At 67.2% G+C, this 17,738-nt stretch carries 15 protein-coding genes; 1 reads left to right on the top strand and 14 read right to left on the bottom strand.

Annotated elements, in window-relative coordinates:
* Positions 1 to 2: 2 nt before the first annotated feature.
* From tssH to ACRWQA_RS00570, 13 genes are all read right to left on the bottom strand, one after another.
* Positions 3 to 2,738 carry a type VI secretion system ATPase TssH gene (tssH, locus tag ACRWQA_RS00630; protein WP_434231730.1) on the bottom strand — a complete coding sequence of 912 codons (2,736 nt, stop codon included), beginning with the start codon at positions 2,736 to 2,738 and terminating at the stop codon, positions 3 to 5.
* Positions 2,739 to 2,746: 8 nt separating this feature from the next.
* Complete coding sequence (gene icmH / locus ACRWQA_RS00625) at positions 2,747 to 3,589, bottom strand: type IVB secretion system protein IcmH/DotU (RefSeq protein ID WP_263581994.1); 843 nt, start codon at positions 3,587 to 3,589, stop codon at positions 2,747 to 2,749.
* Between the two features lie 3 nt (positions 3,590 to 3,592).
* Entirely contained in the window at positions 3,593 to 4,927 is a 1,335-nt protein-coding gene (gene tssK / locus ACRWQA_RS00620) for a type VI secretion system baseplate subunit TssK (RefSeq protein WP_263581993.1), read from the bottom strand.
* A complete protein-coding gene (tssJ, locus tag ACRWQA_RS00615) occupies positions 4,927 to 5,493 on the bottom strand; it encodes a type VI secretion system lipoprotein TssJ (RefSeq protein WP_263581992.1) in 567 nt (188 codons plus the stop codon). The genes tssK and tssJ overlap by 1 nt, the downstream gene beginning before the upstream one ends.
* A 26-nt stretch (positions 5,494 to 5,519) precedes the next feature.
* Complete coding sequence (tagH, locus tag ACRWQA_RS00610) at positions 5,520 to 6,902, bottom strand: type VI secretion system-associated FHA domain protein TagH (RefSeq protein WP_263581991.1); 1,383 nt, start codon at positions 6,900 to 6,902, stop codon at positions 5,520 to 5,522.
* 4 nt (positions 6,903 to 6,906) lie between these two features.
* The gene (tssG, locus tag ACRWQA_RS00605; RefSeq protein WP_263581990.1) at positions 6,907 to 7,926 is read right to left on the bottom strand and encodes a type VI secretion system baseplate subunit TssG; all 1,020 of its coding nucleotides are present in this window, start codon (positions 7,924 to 7,926) and stop codon (positions 6,907 to 6,909) included.
* A complete protein-coding gene (tssF, locus tag ACRWQA_RS00600) occupies positions 7,890 to 9,653 on the bottom strand; it encodes a type VI secretion system baseplate subunit TssF (protein WP_434231724.1) in 1,764 nt (587 codons plus the stop codon). The genes tssG and tssF overlap by 37 nt, the downstream gene beginning before the upstream one ends.
* 38 nt (positions 9,654 to 9,691) lie before the next feature.
* Positions 9,692 to 10,123, bottom strand: a complete 432-nt coding sequence (gene tssE / locus ACRWQA_RS00595; protein WP_263581988.1) for a type VI secretion system baseplate subunit TssE — start codon at positions 10,121 to 10,123, stop codon at positions 9,692 to 9,694.
* Positions 10,124 to 10,138: 15 nt separating this feature from the next.
* Positions 10,139 to 11,620, bottom strand: a complete 1,482-nt coding sequence (gene tssC / locus ACRWQA_RS00590; protein WP_263581987.1) for a type VI secretion system contractile sheath large subunit — start codon at positions 11,618 to 11,620, stop codon at positions 10,139 to 10,141.
* A gap of 66 nt (positions 11,621 to 11,686) precedes the next feature.
* A complete protein-coding gene (gene tssB, locus ACRWQA_RS00585; RefSeq protein WP_263581986.1) occupies positions 11,687 to 12,196 on the bottom strand; it encodes a type VI secretion system contractile sheath small subunit in 510 nt (169 codons plus the stop codon).
* A gap of 501 nt (positions 12,197 to 12,697) precedes the next feature.
* Positions 12,698 to 14,608 (bottom strand): 1-deoxy-D-xylulose-5-phosphate synthase, encoded by a 1,911-nt coding sequence (dxs, locus tag ACRWQA_RS00580; protein WP_263581985.1) that lies wholly within the window; start codon positions 14,606 to 14,608, stop codon positions 12,698 to 12,700.
* Between the two features lie 36 nt (positions 14,609 to 14,644).
* Positions 14,645 to 15,535, bottom strand: a complete 891-nt coding sequence (gene ispA / locus ACRWQA_RS00575; protein ID WP_263581984.1) for a (2E,6E)-farnesyl diphosphate synthase — start codon at positions 15,533 to 15,535, stop codon at positions 14,645 to 14,647.
* The gene (locus tag ACRWQA_RS00570; protein WP_263581983.1) at positions 15,519 to 15,815 is read right to left on the bottom strand and encodes an exodeoxyribonuclease VII small subunit; all 297 of its coding nucleotides are present in this window, start codon (positions 15,813 to 15,815) and stop codon (positions 15,519 to 15,521) included. Before ACRWQA_RS00570 ends, ispA begins: the two co-directional genes overlap by 17 nt.
* Positions 15,816 to 16,014: 199 nt before the next feature.
* On the opposite strand from ACRWQA_RS00570, the gene serA reads away from it, so the two are divergent.
* Positions 16,015 to 17,265: a phosphoglycerate dehydrogenase gene (gene serA / locus ACRWQA_RS00565; RefSeq protein ID WP_263581982.1), complete on the top strand. Its 1,251-nt coding sequence runs from the start codon at positions 16,015 to 16,017 to the stop codon at positions 17,263 to 17,265.
* A 98-nt stretch (positions 17,266 to 17,363) separates the two neighbouring features.
* Here the strand turns inward: serA and ACRWQA_RS00560 are convergent, their stop codons facing one another.
* On the bottom strand, positions 17,364 to 17,705 hold the full coding sequence (locus ACRWQA_RS00560) for a hypothetical protein (RefSeq protein ID WP_263581981.1): 342 nt from the start codon (positions 17,703 to 17,705) through the stop codon (positions 17,364 to 17,366).
* Positions 17,706 to 17,738 lie beyond the last annotated feature (33 nt).

The following is a 17,738-nucleotide window of genomic DNA, read 5'->3' as shown; positions in this document are numbered from 1 at the left end:
GCCTACACCACCTCCGCGGTAAAGGCGCCCGCCGCGTCGACGCCCAGCGCCACCCGGGTGACCGGCTCTTGCCGCGCCAGGCGGTCGAGCAGCGCCCGAGACACCGGCGGCAGCAGCTCGCCGTCGATCACCGACTCGAGCATGCGTGCGCCGTTCTCGCTGCGGGTGGCGCGGGCACAGATGGCATCGCGCAGGGCCTCGTCGAGTACCACCTCGGCCTGGCGGTGGCGCGCACGGATGCGCTCGGCCAGGGTGTCGAGCTTGGCCGCCACGATGTCGCGCAGGGTGTCGGCGCCCAGAGGGAAGTAGGGCACCACCTCCATGCGCGCCAGCAACGCCGGCTTGAAGAAGGCGGCCAGCACCGGGTAGAGCGCATCGTCGAGCGCCTCGGGCTCGTCGGCATGGGCGACGATGGCTTCATAGCCCAGGTTCGAGGTGAGGAAGAACACCACGTTCTTGCAGTCGATCAGCCGCCCTTCGCCATCGGCCAGCTCGCCCTTGTCGAAGGCCTGGTAGAACAGGTTGAGCACGTCCGGGTGGGCCTTCTCGACTTCGTCGAGCAGCACCACCGAGTAGGGCCGCTGGCGGATCGCCTCGGTCAGCAGGCCACCCTCGCCGAAGCCCACGTAGCCCGGCGGAGAACCGATCAGCCGCGATACGGTGTGCTTCTCCTGGTACTCGGACATGTTGATGGTGGTGAGGAACTGGCGCCCGCCGTAGAGCCGCTCGGCGATCTGCACCACGGTCTCGGTCTTGCCCACGCCGCTGGGACCGACCAGCAGGAAGGCGCCCAGCGGGCGGCCGGGGCGGCGCAGGTCGGCGCGGGCGGTAAGCAGGTGGCGATGCACGCGCTCGATGGCCGTGTCCTGGCCCTGCACCAGCCGGCCGAGATGCTCGGGCAGCTCGGTGAGGCGGGTCAGCTCGTCGCTGGTCATGCGCTCCACCGGCACGCCGGTCCAGTCGCCGATGACCTGGGCGATCTGCGCCTCCTCGACGCTGGCGTTAACCAGCGCGAACTCCTGCTGCAGCTCGGCCAGGCGCGCCTCGTGGGCGGCCAGTTGGGCATGCAGATCGACATCAGCGGCAGAGTCATCCGGTTCAACCGCGTCAGCCGCTGCTTCGCCGTCGATTTCGCTGTCAGTGTCGATTTCACCGACGACTGCATTGTCGATACCAGCCTCGGCCTCGGCACTGGCCTGCTCGACGGCGGCCTCATTGTTGCCCGCATCAAGCAGCTGGCGATGCAGGGCGATGATGGCATCGACGCACTCGCGCTGGTCGGCCCAGGCCGACTCGAGCCGTTCGACCTCCTCTTCCAGCCGCGCCAGGCGGGCGTCGAGCTCGGCCTCGCGGGTGGCGTCGGGGCTGCGCCCCAGCAGCCGCTCGCGGTCGAGCTGCTCGCGCTCGCGCTGGGCGGCGATATGTTCGCTCTTGAGGTGGCTGAGCCGGCGCGGCGGGGTATCCAGCGCCTGGGAGAGCCGCGCGCAGGCGGTATCGAGCACGTCGATCGCCTTGTCGGGCAACTTGCGGCCGGCCAGGTAGCGCGCCGAGAGTTCGGCGGCGGCGCGCAGGCCGCTGTCGCCGACCAGCACGCCGTGGGCGGTCTCGTAGGTATCGCGCAGGCCGCGCAGGATCACCAGCGCCTGGTCGATGCTGGGCTCGGCCAGGGCCACCGGCTGGAAGCGCCGCGACAGCGCCGGGTCCTTCTCGAAGTACTTCTTGTACTCGCGCCAGGTGGTGGCGGCGATGGTGCGCAGCTCGCCGCGGGCCAGGGCCGGCTTGAGCAGGTTGGCGGCATCGCCGCCGCCCTCCTGGTTGCCGGCGCCGATCAGGGTGTGGGCCTCGTCGATGAACAGCAGGATCGGCCGGGGCGCGGACTTGACCTCCTCGATCACCGCCTTGAGGCGCTTCTCGAACTCGCCCTTCACCGCGGCGCCGGCCTGCAGCGCACCGAGATCGAGGCTCATCAGCTCGACGTCGGCCAGCGCCGCAGGCACGCGGCCCTCGACGATCCGCGCGGCAAGCCCTTCCACCACGGCGCTCTTGCCCACCCCGGCGTCGCCGATGACGATGGGGTTGTTCTTGCGCCGCCGACCGAGGATGTCGAGCATCTGGTCGATCTCGGGGTCGCGGCATAGCACGGGGTCCAGCTCGCCGCGTCGGGCCTGCTCGGTGAGCGAGGTGGCGAAGCGCGCCAGGGCGCTGTCGCCCTGGGTGGCCTGGGCCTGGCGACGCCCGCCCTCGTTCGGCTCGGCGCGCGGCGCCTCGGCGGAGTCGGCGGCCAGTCGCTCGAAGCCGCGACGCAGCCCTTCACGATTGATCTCGGCCAGCAGCGCGGCGCTTCTCGGCCCCAGGTAGCGCCCCGCGTTGTGCAGCAGGGTGGTGAAGATCAGGCCGCTGCGCAGGCTGTCGTAGGCGAACTCCGTGGTAGCCAGCAGCCAGGCATCCTGCAGCAGCTCGACCAGCAGCGGCGAGAAGCTCGGCGTGGTCACGGCGAGGTCGCGCGGCGGCCGGGTCTCCTCGGCCAGGCGCGCACGCAGCTCGAAGACGTCGACGCCCTGCCCTTCGAGCAGGCAGCGCAGGTCGCACAGCGGCTGGTCGATCAGCGCCTGCAGCAGGTGGCCGACGGTGACTTCGGGGGCCTGCTGTTCGGCACACAGCACCGCGGCCTGCTCCAGGCCTTGGCGGGATACGGCATTGAGGCGGCCGATGAGCGCGGGAAGCTCTACCCTGAGCATGGGATCTCCTAACGGTAAATCTGGTCGAGAAGGGTGCCGACCTGGGCCGCTTGCTGATCGAGCGTCCAGGCGAAGCCCAGGTAGGTGCCGGCCATGACCACGGCGAACAGCGCGAAGACCGCCCATACCGGCAAACCGCGCCCGCGGTGACGCCGACCCGGCATGACGTTGTCGAGCGGCCGGGTCAGGCTGTCTTCCGGGGTATCACCGAGCGCTGCCAACTGGTCGCCGAGGGTGCGCACGATGTGCTCGTACTCTTCGCGGCCGTGGTCCATGACCTTGTAGCGCCCCTCGAAGCCGAGACACAGGCAGAGGTAGATAAACGCCAGCATGTCGCGATAACGCTGGGGCTCCTGTTGCAGGCGCGAGAGGATCGAGAAGACCTTCTCGCCGCCCCAGGTCTCGTTGTGGAAGCGCGTCAGCAGCGAGTGCTCGGCCCAACTGCTCTGCTGCCCCCAGGGCGTGCCCATCACCGCCTCGTCGATGAACGAGCAGAGTACGTAGCGAAAGGCCAGCAGCGTGGGCCGGTCGTAGCCCTGCTCGGTGAGTTCGACTTCGATCGCCGAGATCTCGTCGACCACCTGGCGGTAGAGCCGGTCGAGATCACTCATGCCGTCGAGCTGACGTACCCGCACCACCATGCCCAGCAGCGAACTGGCAGCATCCACCAGCGGGTTGAGGTTGTACCCGCGCAGGCGGAACCAGTAGTCCTCGTCGGCATCGAGATGTTCGGCGTGGCTATGAATCAGATGATCGAGCCCGCGTTCGTCGATGCGGTCTTCGTGCCGGCTGGGGCTGAAGCGCGCCACCGAGCCTGGGTTCGATTCGTATTGCGTGGCAAGTTCTTGCATGGCTTAGCTCCTGATCGCCCAGAACTGCATTTCAAGCCCGGGGAATTCCCCAGCCACGTGGAAGGCGAAGCCGCTGGCGCCGTCGAGCATGCTCCAGGCCTGGCTCTGCCGGTCGAGGCGGAAGTAGCTGTAGCCGGCGTGGTAGGGCAGCTCGCGCGGGGCCACCGGCAGCGGCTCCAGCGGTACGCCGGGCAGCTGCAGGCTGATGAGGTCGCGGATTCGCTCCACGCTGGCCACCTTGGTCTGCTGCAGGAACAGCTTGCGCAGCCGCTCGTGGGGCATGTCGGCGCGCACCGCCAGGATGAAGTCGGCGCTGTCGAGCAGGGCCGGGTCGGCGAGCGGGGCCACCAGCAGGCCGTAGCGTCGTGACTGCAGCTGGATCGCCAGCGCGCGCGGCTCGAGTACCGTGGAGAGCGCCTGGCGCAGGCTCTGCATGAGCTGGCGGAAGGCGCGCTCGGGGTGGTCGTGGTCGTAGGCCGGGTATTCCGGCGGCAACCGCGACTCGTCGGTGAAAGTCACCAGCTCGCTGGCGGTTTCGAGCATGGTGGCGAACAGCCGCTCGGGGTGCAGGTGGCCCAGGCGCGCCAGGTGCTGGAAGCGCGGCTGGGCGCGGTTGAGCAGCTGCAGCAGCATGAAGTCGGAGACATCGGCCACCCCGGCCTGGTGGGGCGAGGCGAGACGATGGGCGATGTTGCGGGCGCGCTCGCGCATCAGCCCGGCCATCTCGCCGACGAAGCGCTGCAATACCGGTGCCGCCTGCACGTTGAGCAGGGTGGGGATGAACTGCTCGTCGAGTACCAGGCTGCCGTCGGGGCGCCGCTCGTGGATGCGCGCCACCGCCAGGCAGGTGTAGGCACTGCGGTCGTCGCGCTCGAGCAGCAGCCGGGGGGCGACCCGGGCAACATCGAGCATGGCGGTGTCGCCGTCGCGGGAGTGCAGGTCGCGCACGCTGCGTTGCGCCAGGCGATAGCGGGTCGGCAGGTCGTCGTCGGGCCAGCGCACCTCGCCCACCGCATCGGTGGCCAGCGGCAGGCACAGGTAGACGAGCTGGTTGGCGATGCTGGCGTCGTCGATCTCCAGCGGCTGCGGCTCGATGTCGTCGTCGGGCAGCTGGAACGCCGTGCCGTCGGGCATCACGCCGCTGGCCCGGCTGATGGCGATACGCCCGAAACTCAGGTATTCGGCGTTGAGCTCCAGCGTCTGGAAGCCGTACAGCGTATGGCTGACGCCGCGCAGGCGCGCCTCCATAAGCCCTTCCAGGCTGCGCTGCTGCTGCTGGAAGTGCTGCGGCTTGATGAATAGCCCTTCGCTCCATACCACTCGGTTGCGGCTGGCCATCAGTCTTCCTTCCTCAGCTCGGCCTCGTTGGCTCGCAGGTGCACCAGCAGGTGGTAGTCCTCGCTGCGCGTCGTCACTTTCACCACCTTCTTCCACTCGGCCTGATCGGGATCGCTGTAGAAGGCAATCAGGCCGATGTAGCGGGTCTCCTCGTCGATCTCGAACGGCTCGTAGAACTTCCACTGGCCAGGCAGCAGGGTGAAGTCGTCATGGTCCAGGTAGTTGGTGCCCAGGGCGCCTTCGAGGTCATCGCGCAGCTGATAGTGGTCCGCTGCCATCAGCATCGAGTCGTCCTTGAGCTGCAGGATCTGGAAGCGCAGCGGCGTGCCGTCGCCCTCGAAGTTGGGGTTGACGTCCGGCTCGGCCAGCATGGCGAGGTCGACCGTGGTCGGGCGATCCTCGGGGTAACCCACCGGGATCGACGGATCTCGCATCACCTGCCAGGCCTTGCCGGCGGCCTCGCGGGTCGAGGCGCAGCCACTGAGAAGGAGCGCCAGCAGCACCACTGCAACCCACAGCAGGGTGCGTCTTGAAACCGGGCTAGTGCGCAAATGTCTTGTGCTCATGCTTCCTGCGTCCCGTCTTGTTGTGTTCATTTTGTTTCGCGCTGCTGGCGTCGCACCGACTGGTCGTAGGCCTGCTCGAACACCTCCCAGAACAGCTTGGCGAAGCCCTGCTGGCGGCCGGAGTTGAGCTCCTGGTAGTAGTGGCGGTACATCTCCCACGCCCAGCTGCCTTCGTCTTCCAGGCGATTGCCGGCGCCGCGGTAGGCGTGGAAGCGCTTCAACAGGGCTTCCGGGGCGAAAGCGTCGAGAATCGCCTGCAGCGCCTCGCCGATGGCCTCCTCCACCGCCGCCTGGTGCTGCCCTTGATGGGCCAGGCACTCGGCCACGGCGGCCGGCGCCGACAGGTGCACCGGGCTGCGGCGCGCGGAGAACATGGTCTCCACCGTGTCGCGGTAGGGCTGGCCCAGCCGCAGCGGATTGTCCTCGATCGGCTGCAGGCGGCGATCCCGCAGCGGGTAGCGGCTGTCGTCCTGGGCGCGGTGGAGCGCCTGCAGGCCTTCGATGGCGGCACGCAGGGTCTGGCCGGCTTCGGCGACGAAGTTGAGCTGCTCCTCGCTGTCGGCGAAGCGCAGTTCGGCCCCCAGGGCCCGCAGCAGCGGGTCGGTGCCGGCGGGACCGGCGCTTGCCGGCACGGTATCCTGCCAGCGCTCCTCGAGCTGCTCGCCGACCGAGCGTTCCAGATCGTTCAACAGCCCTTCGTCCATTTCCCGGTTCATCGTTGTGTCGTCCTCGTAACGTCGAATCGTCGGCGCCGCCTCGCGCCGTGCCTGCAGTTCATGTGATGTGCCCTCGCTCCAGCCCGGCTCCTCCAAGGTGTCGAGCAGCGTGCCGTCTTCGGCACTCAGCTCACCCTCATGGGATAGCGCCGTAAGCGGGTCGCGCTGGCTGGCACCGGGCGTGGCCTCGCCCAGCGCCTCGAGGGGGTCGTCGCGGCGCGGCGGCGGAAAAGCCGCCGCCGGCGTGACGCGGTAGGGCACCACGCCTTGCCCGGCCAGCGCCTCCTGCTCTTCGTCGATCAGCGCGGCGAGCGGCTGGGAGCCAGGCAGTCCGGCCTGGCGGTCACCGAGGTGCACGCGCACCCGATACTCGCCGAAGCCCAGTTCGTCGCCATCGCGAAGGGCCACCCGTCGGTCGCGGCCCAGCGGCAGCGTGGCTTGGTTGATGAAGGTATGGCCGCTGCGATCGACCAGGCAGAACTGGCCGTCGATCTGGCGGATCTCGGCATGTGCCGGGCGGATACGCCCGGCGTGGTCCTGCAGCAGCCAGTCGTCGCTTTCGGCGCTGCCCAGGGTGCCGCCCGCCAGCGGGAAGACGTGACTGCTGGTGGAGCGCCCTTCCAGCCGCTCGCTGTTGATCACCACCAGGGTGACGGCGCTTGCGGCGACCTGGGGCCGGGTGAAGTTAGACATCGCGTTACCCTGTCATCTGTATGCGCACCCGGCGCCGCCGAGAGGCGGCACCGGATTCGGGATTGACGAAAGTGGTCCAGCCGAGCTGACAGCAGCCGTGGTCGCCGAGCCGCATGGGCTGCACCGCGCTCTCCAGCAGCTCCAGCTCCAGGTCGTAGGCCAGCGGCTCGCGCAGCACGAAGCTCACCAGCGTCTTGAGCGGCGCATGCTCGCGGCCGTCGGGCAGGAAATCGCGGAAGCGGGCGAGGCCGAGCCCCTTCAGGCACAGGGCGAACTTGCCGCCCACGTCGGCGACCCGCTCCCCGGCGACCATATCCTCGCCCAGGGTCATGCCCGAGAGGCCGGCGCGGCTGCGCTGGTCCTCGGGAATCTCGACCCAGCGGTGTACCCACTGCTCGACGCTCACGTCGTCGAGATCGAAACAGTGGCCGACCACGCTCTCGACCACCTCCGGCGAACGCGAACGCCCCGCCAGCAGGCCGGCGTAGGCGAGCATCTTGCCCCAGTTGATCGGCGTCTCGCCGCGCAGCTCCTCATCGGCCAGCCCCACTAGGGCGAACACCGCGGCGGAGAACCCGTCGCTGGCGCCGTCCTGGTAGCGCACGTAGTGGCGATACTTGCGCCAGCTGCGATGCACCAGGGTCAGCAGGCGATGATTGAAGAAGTCGAGGAAGTCGCGGGCGACGCCTTCGTGGTGAGCCGCCTCGTGGGCCAGCGACTCCAGGTAGTAACCGGGCAGCGGCGACTGGGCGCCCTGCAGGCCGAAGAAGCTGACCTCCAGTGCGTACTCGCCGCTGGGGCGGGATTCGAGCGCCACCACGTCGCTACCGGGGAAACCCAGCGACGCCGAGGCGCTGAAGCGCACCCGCTCGCGGCCCGGACGCACGTTGGCGATACGCTCGAGGTCGTCGTCGTGGTGACGATGCAGCAGCTCGACGAGCTGGTAGAAGTCATAGCGCCGGGCCCCCTCGATCAGGGCCACGGGGGCTAGATCAGGGGTTGTTGGCCCGACTGTAAGGTCCATGCGTAACGCTCTTGGTTATGACGATTGACGACGTGCAACTCATGGAACGAGTTGATGCTGGCGTAGAGCGAGAAGAAGCGCGCCAGCACGCTGCCGAACAGATAGAGGCTGCCCTCGTCGCCGAAGGCTTCCTGGTCCAGGGTCATCACCGAACGCAGCCCGCGCACCGGCAGCCCGCGCTTGAGCCGATCGATGGAGCGGGTCTCGATGTTCACTACCCCGGCCAGGCGCTTCTGCGATACGCGCTCGGCCTGACGGTCGACCAGGGCGCGGAAGTCGTAGGCGCGCAGCACCGAGCACAGGGCATCGCGCTCGAGCAGCGACAGGTAGTTGAGCGACAGGTTGGAGATCAGCGTCCACAGCAGGCTGCCGTCCAGGGTCGGGCGCAGCGCCGACGTGGGCCGAGTGATGTTGCGATAGTCGGCGAACACCGGGCTGGTGTCGGTGGAGGCACTGATATCGCCCACCGCCAGCCGCTCGGGCAGGGTGCGATTGCTGCAGCTCAGGCGCAGCGAGATGGTTTCGCGCATGCCCAGGCAAGCCTGTTCGTCGCCACGTACGAAGGCGATGTCGTGATCGAAGCCGTCGCCGCGCAGGCTGTCGCGCACCCGCACCCGGAAATAGCGGGCCTCGCGGCCGCGGTCGCGCTCGATCTGGTGCTGGAAGCTCTCGAACGGCACGTACTGGCGCGGTTCGCCGCGCATCTTGCCGCTGTCGCTCTCCAGCCAGCCCTGCACCGCGTCGACGCTGAACACCTCGTAGTGCTCCGGCGCACGGCTGCTGGGCCGAATGCGGTATTCGCTGCGTTCGCCGTTGAGGTCGATGGGGTCGGCATCGTGGCTGAACAGGTTGATCGCCGGCGTGCAGTAGAGCGCCAGATGTTCGTCGCGCACCTTGGCATCGGCCGGCAGCGTGCGCGAGAAGACGAAGCGCAGCACGATCCGCGAGGCTTGCCGCGCCGGCAGCTGACGCCCCAGCCCGACCAGATCGACGAAGTGGAAGGCCTCGGGGAAGCAGAGATACTCCTGCAGGATGCGATAGCCCTGGTGCACGTTGCGCGGATAGGGCAACAGCGCATGCCCGGGCTCGAAGCCCACCGGCACCAGCATGTCGCGGGGCAGCGGCATGACGATGCCGTCGATCTCCAGCTCCAGGCGCGACAGGTAGTGACCGAGCCACAGGTAGAGACTGCGCGCGGTATAGCCGCCACCACCCAGGTGCAGGCGCAGGTGATCGATGCCCAGGGCATCGAGCGGCTGGTCGCCGTCCACGTCGAGGGCGAGCTCGACGATCGAGGATTCCCGCGAGTGGCGAGCCTCGACGCCGCCATGCAGCAGCGGGTAGAGCGCCACGTCGTGGCAGGTGCGGAAGCGGCAGGCGGTACCGTCGATCGGTCGCGATGCCAGCGTGGTGCCGACAGCCACGTCCTGGCGGCCGCTCAGCGCCCCCTCCTTGGGCGTGAACTGCATGATCGTCATGCTCGGCACCGGGCGCAGGTAGTTGGGCCACAGCATGGCGATCAGCGAGTGGGTCAGCTCGGGGAACTCGTCCTCGACCTTCTCGCGCATACGACCGGTGAGGAAGGCGAAGCCCTCCAGCAGGCGCTCGACGTCCGGGTCGGTGCTGCGCTCGGAGAGGAAGCGGCTGAGGCCGGGGTTGGCTTCGGCGAACTCCCGCCCCTGCAGCTTCAGGTAGTCGAGCTCATCCCGGTAATAACGATTGAGCATGCGCTTCTCACTCCCTGAGTGCTTGGATGCCTAGGTGCTCAGTTCAAGCACTGGTAGCGTTTGTCGTTGAGCAGCAGATCGATGGTGGCCTGGCCATGGTCGCGACCGAGATCCACCGTGGCATGCACCTGGAAACGCAGCTGTAGCGGGTCGCTGCCGCGCGGCAGCGACTCCACTTCCACCTGCCGCACCCGCGGCTCGAAGCGTTCGATACATTGGCGAATGGCGCGCTGGATGTTGCGCTCCAGATCGAGCACGCCGATGGTCGCGTCGTTGAAGTCGAGCAGTCCCAGCTCCGGGGCGCATTCACTGTGCCCCGGGTGGCTGTTGAGCAGGTCGACCAGGTGGCGCTTGATGGACTCGACGATCTCGGCAAGGCTGGCCTCGGCGACGACTTCCTCCGACCGTCCGGGAGCCGCCAGGCGCTCGAACAGCCGGTTGCCGAGTACGCCGCCACGGTGAAGCGTCATGGCCGCGTCCTCCCCTTACTCCTTGTCCAGGCGACCCACCAGCGACAGCTCGAAGTTGGCGCCCATGTACTTGAAGTGCGGACGCACGGCCAAGGACACCTGGTACCAGCCCGGATCGCCCTCGACATCGGAGACCTGGATCGAGGCGGCCCGCAGCGGACGGCGGCTGCGCACCTCGGCCGGCGGGTTCTCCTGGTCGGCGACGTACTGACGGATCCACACGTTGAGCTCGCGCTCGAGATCCTGGCGCTCCTTCCAGGAGCCGATCTGCTCGCGCTGCAGCACCTTGATGTAGTGCGCCAGGCGATTGACGATGAACATGTAGGGCAGCTGGGTGCCGAGCTTGTAGTTGGTCTCGGCAGCCTTGCCCTCGGGCGTGTTGGGGAAGACCTTGGGCTTCTGCACCGAGTTGGCGGAGAAGAAGGCGGCGTTGTCGCTACCCTTGCGCATGGTCAGCGAGATGAAGCCCTCTTCGGACATCTCGAACTCGCGACGATCGGTGACCAGCACCTCGGTGGGGATCTTGGCCTGCAGCTGACCCAACGCCTCGTAGGTATGCACCGGCAGGTTTTCCACCGCGCCGCCGCTCTGCGGCCCGATGATGTTGGGACACCAGCGGTACTTGGCGAAGCTGTCGGTGAGGCGCTCGGCGAGCAGGTAGGCGGTGTTGCCCCACAGGTAGTGCTCGTGGTTCTCGTTGACCGTCTCGCGGTAGTGGAAGGTCTTGACCGGATTCTCTACCGGATCGTAGGGCATGCGCAGCAGGAAGCGCGGCGCCGTCAGGCCCAGGTAGCGGGCGTCCTCGGACTCACGCAGGCTGCGCCAGCGGGCGTACTTCGGTCCTTCGAAGATCGCCTTGAAGTCCTTGATGTTGGGCAGCTCCTGGAAGCTGTCGATGCCGAAGAAACTCGGCGCCACCGAGGACAGGAACGGCGCATGGGCCATGGCGCCCACCGCAGCGGTGAACTGCAGCAGCTTGATGTCGGGCGTCGAGGGAGAGAAGTCGTAGTTGCCGATGATGGCACCCACCGGCTCGCCGCCGAACTGGCCGTACTCGGCCGCATAGACGTGCTGGTAGAGCCCGCTCTGGCTGAGCTCGGGGGCGAACTCGAAGTCCTCGAGCAGCTCCTCCTTGGTGGCGTGGAGCAGGTCGAGCTTGATGTTCTGACGGAAGTCGGTGCGATCGACCAGCAGCTTGAGGCCGCGCCAGGCCGACTCGATCTGCTGGAAGCCCTGGTCGTGGAGGATCTCGTCGACCTGACTGCCGATCTTGCGGTCGAGTTCGACGATCATGCGGTCGACCACCGCCTTGTTCACCTGCGGGGTGTCGTCCTTGCTCTGCAACAGCTCGGCGATGAAGGCGGCCACGCCCTGCTTGGCGATGTCGTAGCCTTCCTCGCTCGGCGCCATGCGGGTCTGCGCCATCACCTGATCGAGAAGCGATCCCTCGGCCTGGGCCTCGGCGGCCTGCCCCTGCGTCTGTGCCATTTCGCTCATTGTACTTGCCTCGAATCCTTTGCCTGCCCGGGCTCGTCGCCTCCGGGTGCGTTGTCGATGGATGCGTCAGTCGCGGGACTCGTCCCGGGAATCCAGCAGCTCGAGTTCGGCGAGCAGTTGGGCACGCGCCTCCTCGCTCTCCATCAGCTTCTGCAGGCGGTCGCGGAAATTCGGCACGTTGCCCAGCGGCCCCTTGAGCGCCACCAGCGCCTCGCGCAGCTCGACCAGCTTGCGCAGCTCCGGCACCTGGCGCGCCACGCTGTCCGGAGTGAAGTCTTCGAGCGACTTGAATTCGAGATTGACGCCCAACTCGCCGGCGCTCTCGCCCTCCTCGAGGCGATTGGGCACACTGGCCGTCAACCCGAGGCCGGCTTCGCGCATTACCGACTGGAAGTTGTTCTTGTCTACCGAGACCTTTTCCCGCGCCTCGATCGGCGTGGCCTCGGCACCGCCCTTGAAGTCGCCTACCACCAGCAGCTTGAGCGGCAGTTCGGTTTCCGCCTGCTGGTCGCCGGTGGCCGGCACGTACTTGATATTGATGCGCTCTTTCGGCGCAACGGTTCCTTCCTTCGCCATGCTGAAGCTCCCTGGTGAGCCGCCTTGTTTGGAATCGCCTTGCAGAGCCGACAACGCCCCACGAGCCATTCGCACCGGCCCGGCGTCATGCGGGCAGATGCGTCAGCGGTCAAGTGAGAAACGTTTCACCCTTGCTCGTGAGGCGAGAGGGTAAACAGCCAGGGCGCATGTGCCAAACGGCACTTTGGCGCCCATGACGGTTACAAAGGCATAACGCGATGCCGCATTGGCTTACACGATTCCGCTGCCAGTGCCGAAGCGGTGCGGGTCCAATCCTTGACGCAGGCTCTGGACGACACGCGAGGTCGTCAATGTCTTACAAGTCGTGTAGGAAATTAGCTACAACAATATAAGAGATATAGGGCAAGCTGATGCGCCAATCACCTCGGCCAGGCGCCATACTGGAGGCGCCGAAAGGGTGAGAAACGTCAGGGAGTGAGTCTGAAAAAATTCGGCCGGGCAGTGCCCGGCCGGTAGCGTGAGTGGCCATCGAGGCGAATTTCAGCCGAGGCGAGCGCGAATTGCCGACTCGATACCGGCGCTGTCAAGTCCACACTCGGCCAGCAGCTCGGCCGGCTTGCCGTGCTCGACGAAGGCATCGGGCAGGCCCAGGTTGAGAATGGCGACCTTCTCACCTTCGGCGGCGAGCAGCTCATTGACGCCACTACCGGCGCCTCCTGCTACCACGTTTTCCTCGAGGGTGACCAGGAGGTCGTGGTCGCCGGCAGCGGCCAGAATCGCCTCACGGTCGAGCGGTTTGACCGAACGCAGGTTGAGGTGGGTGGCATCGAGAGTCTCTGCCACTTCGGCCGCCGGGCCGTTGAGGCTGCCGAAAGCCAACAGCGCAATCCGCTTGCCAGCCTCGGCGCCACTCCTGCGGCGAAGCTGTGCCTTGCCGATCTCCAGCGGCTCGAGATGGGTGGGAATCTCGACCCCCGGGCCTGTGCCGCGCGGATAGCGCACCGCGGCGGGACCGGGATAGTGGTAGGCGGCACTGAGCATGGCGCGACACTCGGCCTCGTCGGCCGGCGCCAGGACCACCATGCCTGGCACGCAGCGCAGGAAGGAGAGGTCCATGCTGCCGTGGTGGGTGGGGCCGTCCTCGCCCACCAGGCCGGCGCGGTCGATGGCGAAGGTGACGTCGAGCGACTGCACCGCCACGTCGTGGATCAACTGGTCGTAGCCGCGCTGCAGGAAAGTGGAGTAGATCGCTACCACCGGCTTCATCGCCTCGCAGGCCATGCCGGCGGCCAGCGTCAACGCATGTTGCTCGGCAATGGCAACGTCGTAGTAGCGCTCGGGATATTCCTTGGAGAAGCGGATCAGGTCTGAGCCTTCGCGCATCGCCGGGGTTATGCCGATCAGCCGCTCGTCGACGGCGGCCATGTCGCACAGCCACTCACCGAAGACGTTGCAGTACTTGGGTGCTTTTTTCTTGGCCGGTGCTGCGGGCTTGCTGATTGGCGCTTCGCCATTCTTTTCCAGCTTGGTGATGGCGTGATAGCCGATGGGGTCGGCCTCTGCAGGCAGGAAGCCGCGCCCCTTGCGGGTCTTCACGTGCAGGAACTGTGGGCCGTCCAGATCACGTATGTTGCGCAGGGTCTGGATCAGGGTGGGCAGGTCGTGGCCGTCGAGCGGACCGATGTAGTTGAAGCCCATCTCCTCGAACAGCGTGGCCGGGCTGACCATGCCCTTCATGTGCTCCTCGGTGCGTCGGGCGAGCTCCAGCGCGCCGGGCAGGCGAGAAAGCACGCGCTTGCCCTCTTCGCGGAAGGTGAGATAGGGCTTGCTGGACAGGATACCGGCCAGATAGCTGGCGATGCCGCCGACATTCTCGGAGATCGACATCTCGTTGTCGTTGAGCACCACCAGCAGATTGGCGTCCAGGTGTCCGGCATGCGCCAGCGCCTCGAAGGCCATGCCCGCCGTCAGTGCCCCATCACCGATCACCGCGCAGACCCGGCGCCTGTCGCCGCGCGTGGCACTGGCCAGCGCCATGCCCAGCGCTGCCGAGATCGAGGTGCTGGAGTGGCCCACACCGAAGGTGTCGTAGGGCGACTCGGCACGGCGCGGGAAGGCGGCCAGGCCGCCGTACTGGCGAATGCTGGGCATCGCCTCGCGCCGGCCGGTGAGGATCTTGTGCGGGTAGGCCTGGTGGCCGACATCCCACACCAGTCGGTCGTGGGGCGTCTCCAGCGCGTGGTGCAGGGCCACGGTGAGCTCCACCACGCCCAGGCCGGCACCGAAGTGGCCGCCGCTGCGCCCTACGCTGTAGAGCAGGTAGGCACGCAGCTCGTCGGCCACCTGCAGCAGTTGGGCACCGGACATGGCCCGCAGTGCCGCCGGTGTGTCCAGCGAGTCGAGCAGCGGGGTCACCGGGCGCTCGACTGGAATTACGTCGTAGAGCTTCATGTGCGATTCGGTCGTCCTGGCTGTCATGCCATGTGGCTAGTGGTCGCGCTCGATCATGTAGCGGGCCAGCTGTGCAAGCGGGTCGCCCGCCTCGCCCAGCGGCGCCAGTGCCGCCAGCGCCTCCTCGGTCAGTTCGCTGGCCCTGCGCCGGGCGCCTTCCAGCCCCAGCAGGGCGGGATAGGTGGGCTTGTCGCGCGCGGCGTCGGCGCCCGACGCCTTGCCCAGGGTCTGGGTGTCGCCGGTGACGTCGAGAACGTCGTCGTGGATCTGGAAGGCCAGGCCGAGCGCCTCGGCGTAACGATCCAGCGACGCGACGCGAGGATCCTGTTCTTCCACCGCCGTCAGCGCCCCCATGCGTACCGCGGCACGAATCAGTGCACCGGTCTTGTGGGCATGCATGGTGGCCAGGGCCTCGACGTCAGGGTGGCCGCCAACGGCCGCCAGGTCCAGCGCCTGACCCCCTACCATGCCGTCTCGCCCGGCAGCCGTGGCCAGGGTGTGGATCAGCGCCGGCAGCCGCGGGTGAGCGGCCTGGGCAAGCACTTCGAAGGCCAGCGTCTGCAGCGCATCGCCGGCGAGTATCGCCGTGGCCTCGTCGAAGGCGCGATGTACCGTCGGCTGGCCGCGGCGCAAGTCGTCGTCGTCCATCGCCGGCAGGTCGTCGTGCACCAACGAATAGGCATGGATCAGCTCGACGGCGGCGGCCGGTGCGTCGAGCGCCTCATCGCTGGCGCCCAGCGCTCGACCGGCCAGGTAGACCAGCAGCGGACGCAGGCGCTTGCCCCCCACCAGCAAGCCGTGGCGCATGGCTTGCTCCAGCCGCGGCGCCGCAGGTTGGCGCTGCTCGAAGGCCCGGGACAGGAAGGCATCGATACGCGCCCGGTCGGCGGCCAGATGCGCCGCGAGCGAGTCAGAGTTCACTGTCATCCTCCACTGCCGGGGCCTCGAAGGGGGCGAAGTCGGTGCTGCCGTCGGGGCGCTCGATCAGGGTGCGCACGCGCAGCTCGGCCTCGTCCAGGCGGCGCTGGGCGTCACGGGTCAGGCGCACGCCCTGCTCGAACGCGGCGAGCGAGCCTTCCAGCGTCAGCTCGCCGGACTCCAACCGCTCCACCAGCCGTTCCAGTCTCTCCACGGTCGCCGCGAAATCGACTTCGGCCTCATCGCTCGCCGCCATCTCGCCCGTCGCTTGCTCGTCACGCTCGGCCATGACACCTCTAGCTCGTCGCCGCTGTTTTCAGGAGCCACAGTATACACGCACTGCCCCGGGGGTCGTCTGCCTGCGCCGTGCAACGTGCAGCGTTCTCATTTTCGCGACGCGGCATTTTCATCTTCGCGCGCAGCGCTTGTGTTAACATGAGCGCCCTGTTTTCCAGCATGCGGCGCACCAAGAAGGGGTTGATTCGACCATGGCCAAAACGTCCCTGGACAAGAGCAAGATCAAGATCCTGCTGCTCGAGGGCGTCCACCAGAGCGCGGTGGACAATTTCCTGAATGCCGGTTACACCAACATCGAGCACCTGCCCACCTCGCTCGACGAAGAGTCGCTGCTCGAGAAGATCCGCGACGTGCACTTCCTCGGCATTCGCTCGCGCACACAGCTCAACGAGCGGGTGTTCGCCGCCGCCGAGAAGCTCAACGCCGTGGGTTGCTTCTGCATCGGCACCAACCAGGTCGACCTGGGCGCGGCGCTTACGCGCGGCATCCCGGTATTCAACGCCCCTTACTCCAATACCCGCTCGGTGGCCGAACTGGTGCTCGCCGAGGCGATCATGCTGCTGCGCGGCATCCCCGAGAAGAACGCCCGTGCCCATCAGGGCGGCTGGCTGAAGAGCGCCAAGAACTCCCACGAGGCCCGCGGCAAGACGCTCGGCATCGTCGGCTACGGCAACATCGGCGCCCAGCTCTCGGTGCTGGCCGAGTCGCTCGGCTTCAACGTCATCTTCTACGACGTGGTGACCAAGCTCGGCATGGGCAATGCCAACCAGGTGGCAAGCCTCGAGGAGCTGCTGGCCCGGGCCGACGTGGTCAGCCTGCATGTGCCGGAGCTGCCCTCCACCAAGTGGATGATCGGCAAGGACCAACTGGCGCTGATGAAGCCCAGCGGCATCCTGATCAACGCCTCCCGCGGCAGCGTGGTGGTGATCGAGGACCTGGCCGAAGCGCTCGAGGCCGGCCGCCTCTACGGCGCCGCCATCGACGTCTTCCCGGTGGAACCCAAGGGCAACAACGAGGAGTTCGTCAGCCCGCTGCGCGGGATCCCCAACGTGATCCTCACCCCGCACGTCGGCGGCTCCACCCTCGAGGCCCAGGAGAACATCGGTATCGAGGTCTCCGAGAAGCTGATCACCTATTCCGACAACGGCACCACCGTCACCTCGGTCAATTTCCCCGAGGTGGCACTGCCGGCCCACCCGGACAAGCATCGCGTGCTGCACATCCACGACAACGTGCCGGGCGTGCTCTCCGAGATCAACCGGGTACTCTCCGAGAGCGGCATCAACATCTCCGGCCAGTACCTGCAGACCAACGAGAAGGTCGGCTACGTGGTCATCGACGTGGACAAGGCCTACGGCGAGCAGGCCCTCGAGGCGCTGCGCAAGGTCGAGCATACTCTGCGCGTGCGGGTGCTCTACTCCGAGACCAATTTCGAGGGATAAACGCTTCGTCGTGCCTCGAGCCGCCGCGCCGCCAGGCGCGGCGGCTTTCGTTTGGAGGGCGCTTACGCTCAGCGGCAACGAAGTGAATCGACAAGCACTCAGAGGCTCTGGATATCGATCACGTACCCGACGATGGGGTAGCCGGCTTTCCTGGCGGCCTTCTCGGCCTCCAACTGGGCTTCCAGCTTGGAAATGCTGGTGGAGCGATGTTCGAAGACGGTATCGGCTTCCAGCTTGCGCGTTCTCACCGCGAGACGGACCAGGTGCCCGGTCTTGTAGGACTCGGCGGACTGCTTGCCGCCGACCGGCTTCGAGTGCTTTTTCCCGGAGCGCTTTTCACCAGGCAGCACGGTGGCTGGGGAAGGCTCGTGGCCGGGTTTCAAAAAGGCGTCGATCTCACGCTTGACGCTCTGCTCGAACTCACTCAGTTCGTCGCTCATTCATCCTCCAATGACTGAGATTCCCGCCTCGTT

The sequence above is a fragment of the Billgrantia sp. C5P2 genome (assembly GCF_051062895.2).
The sequence above is the reverse complement of the archived record's forward strand: the minus strand, read 5'-3'. Positions and strand labels throughout refer to the sequence as shown.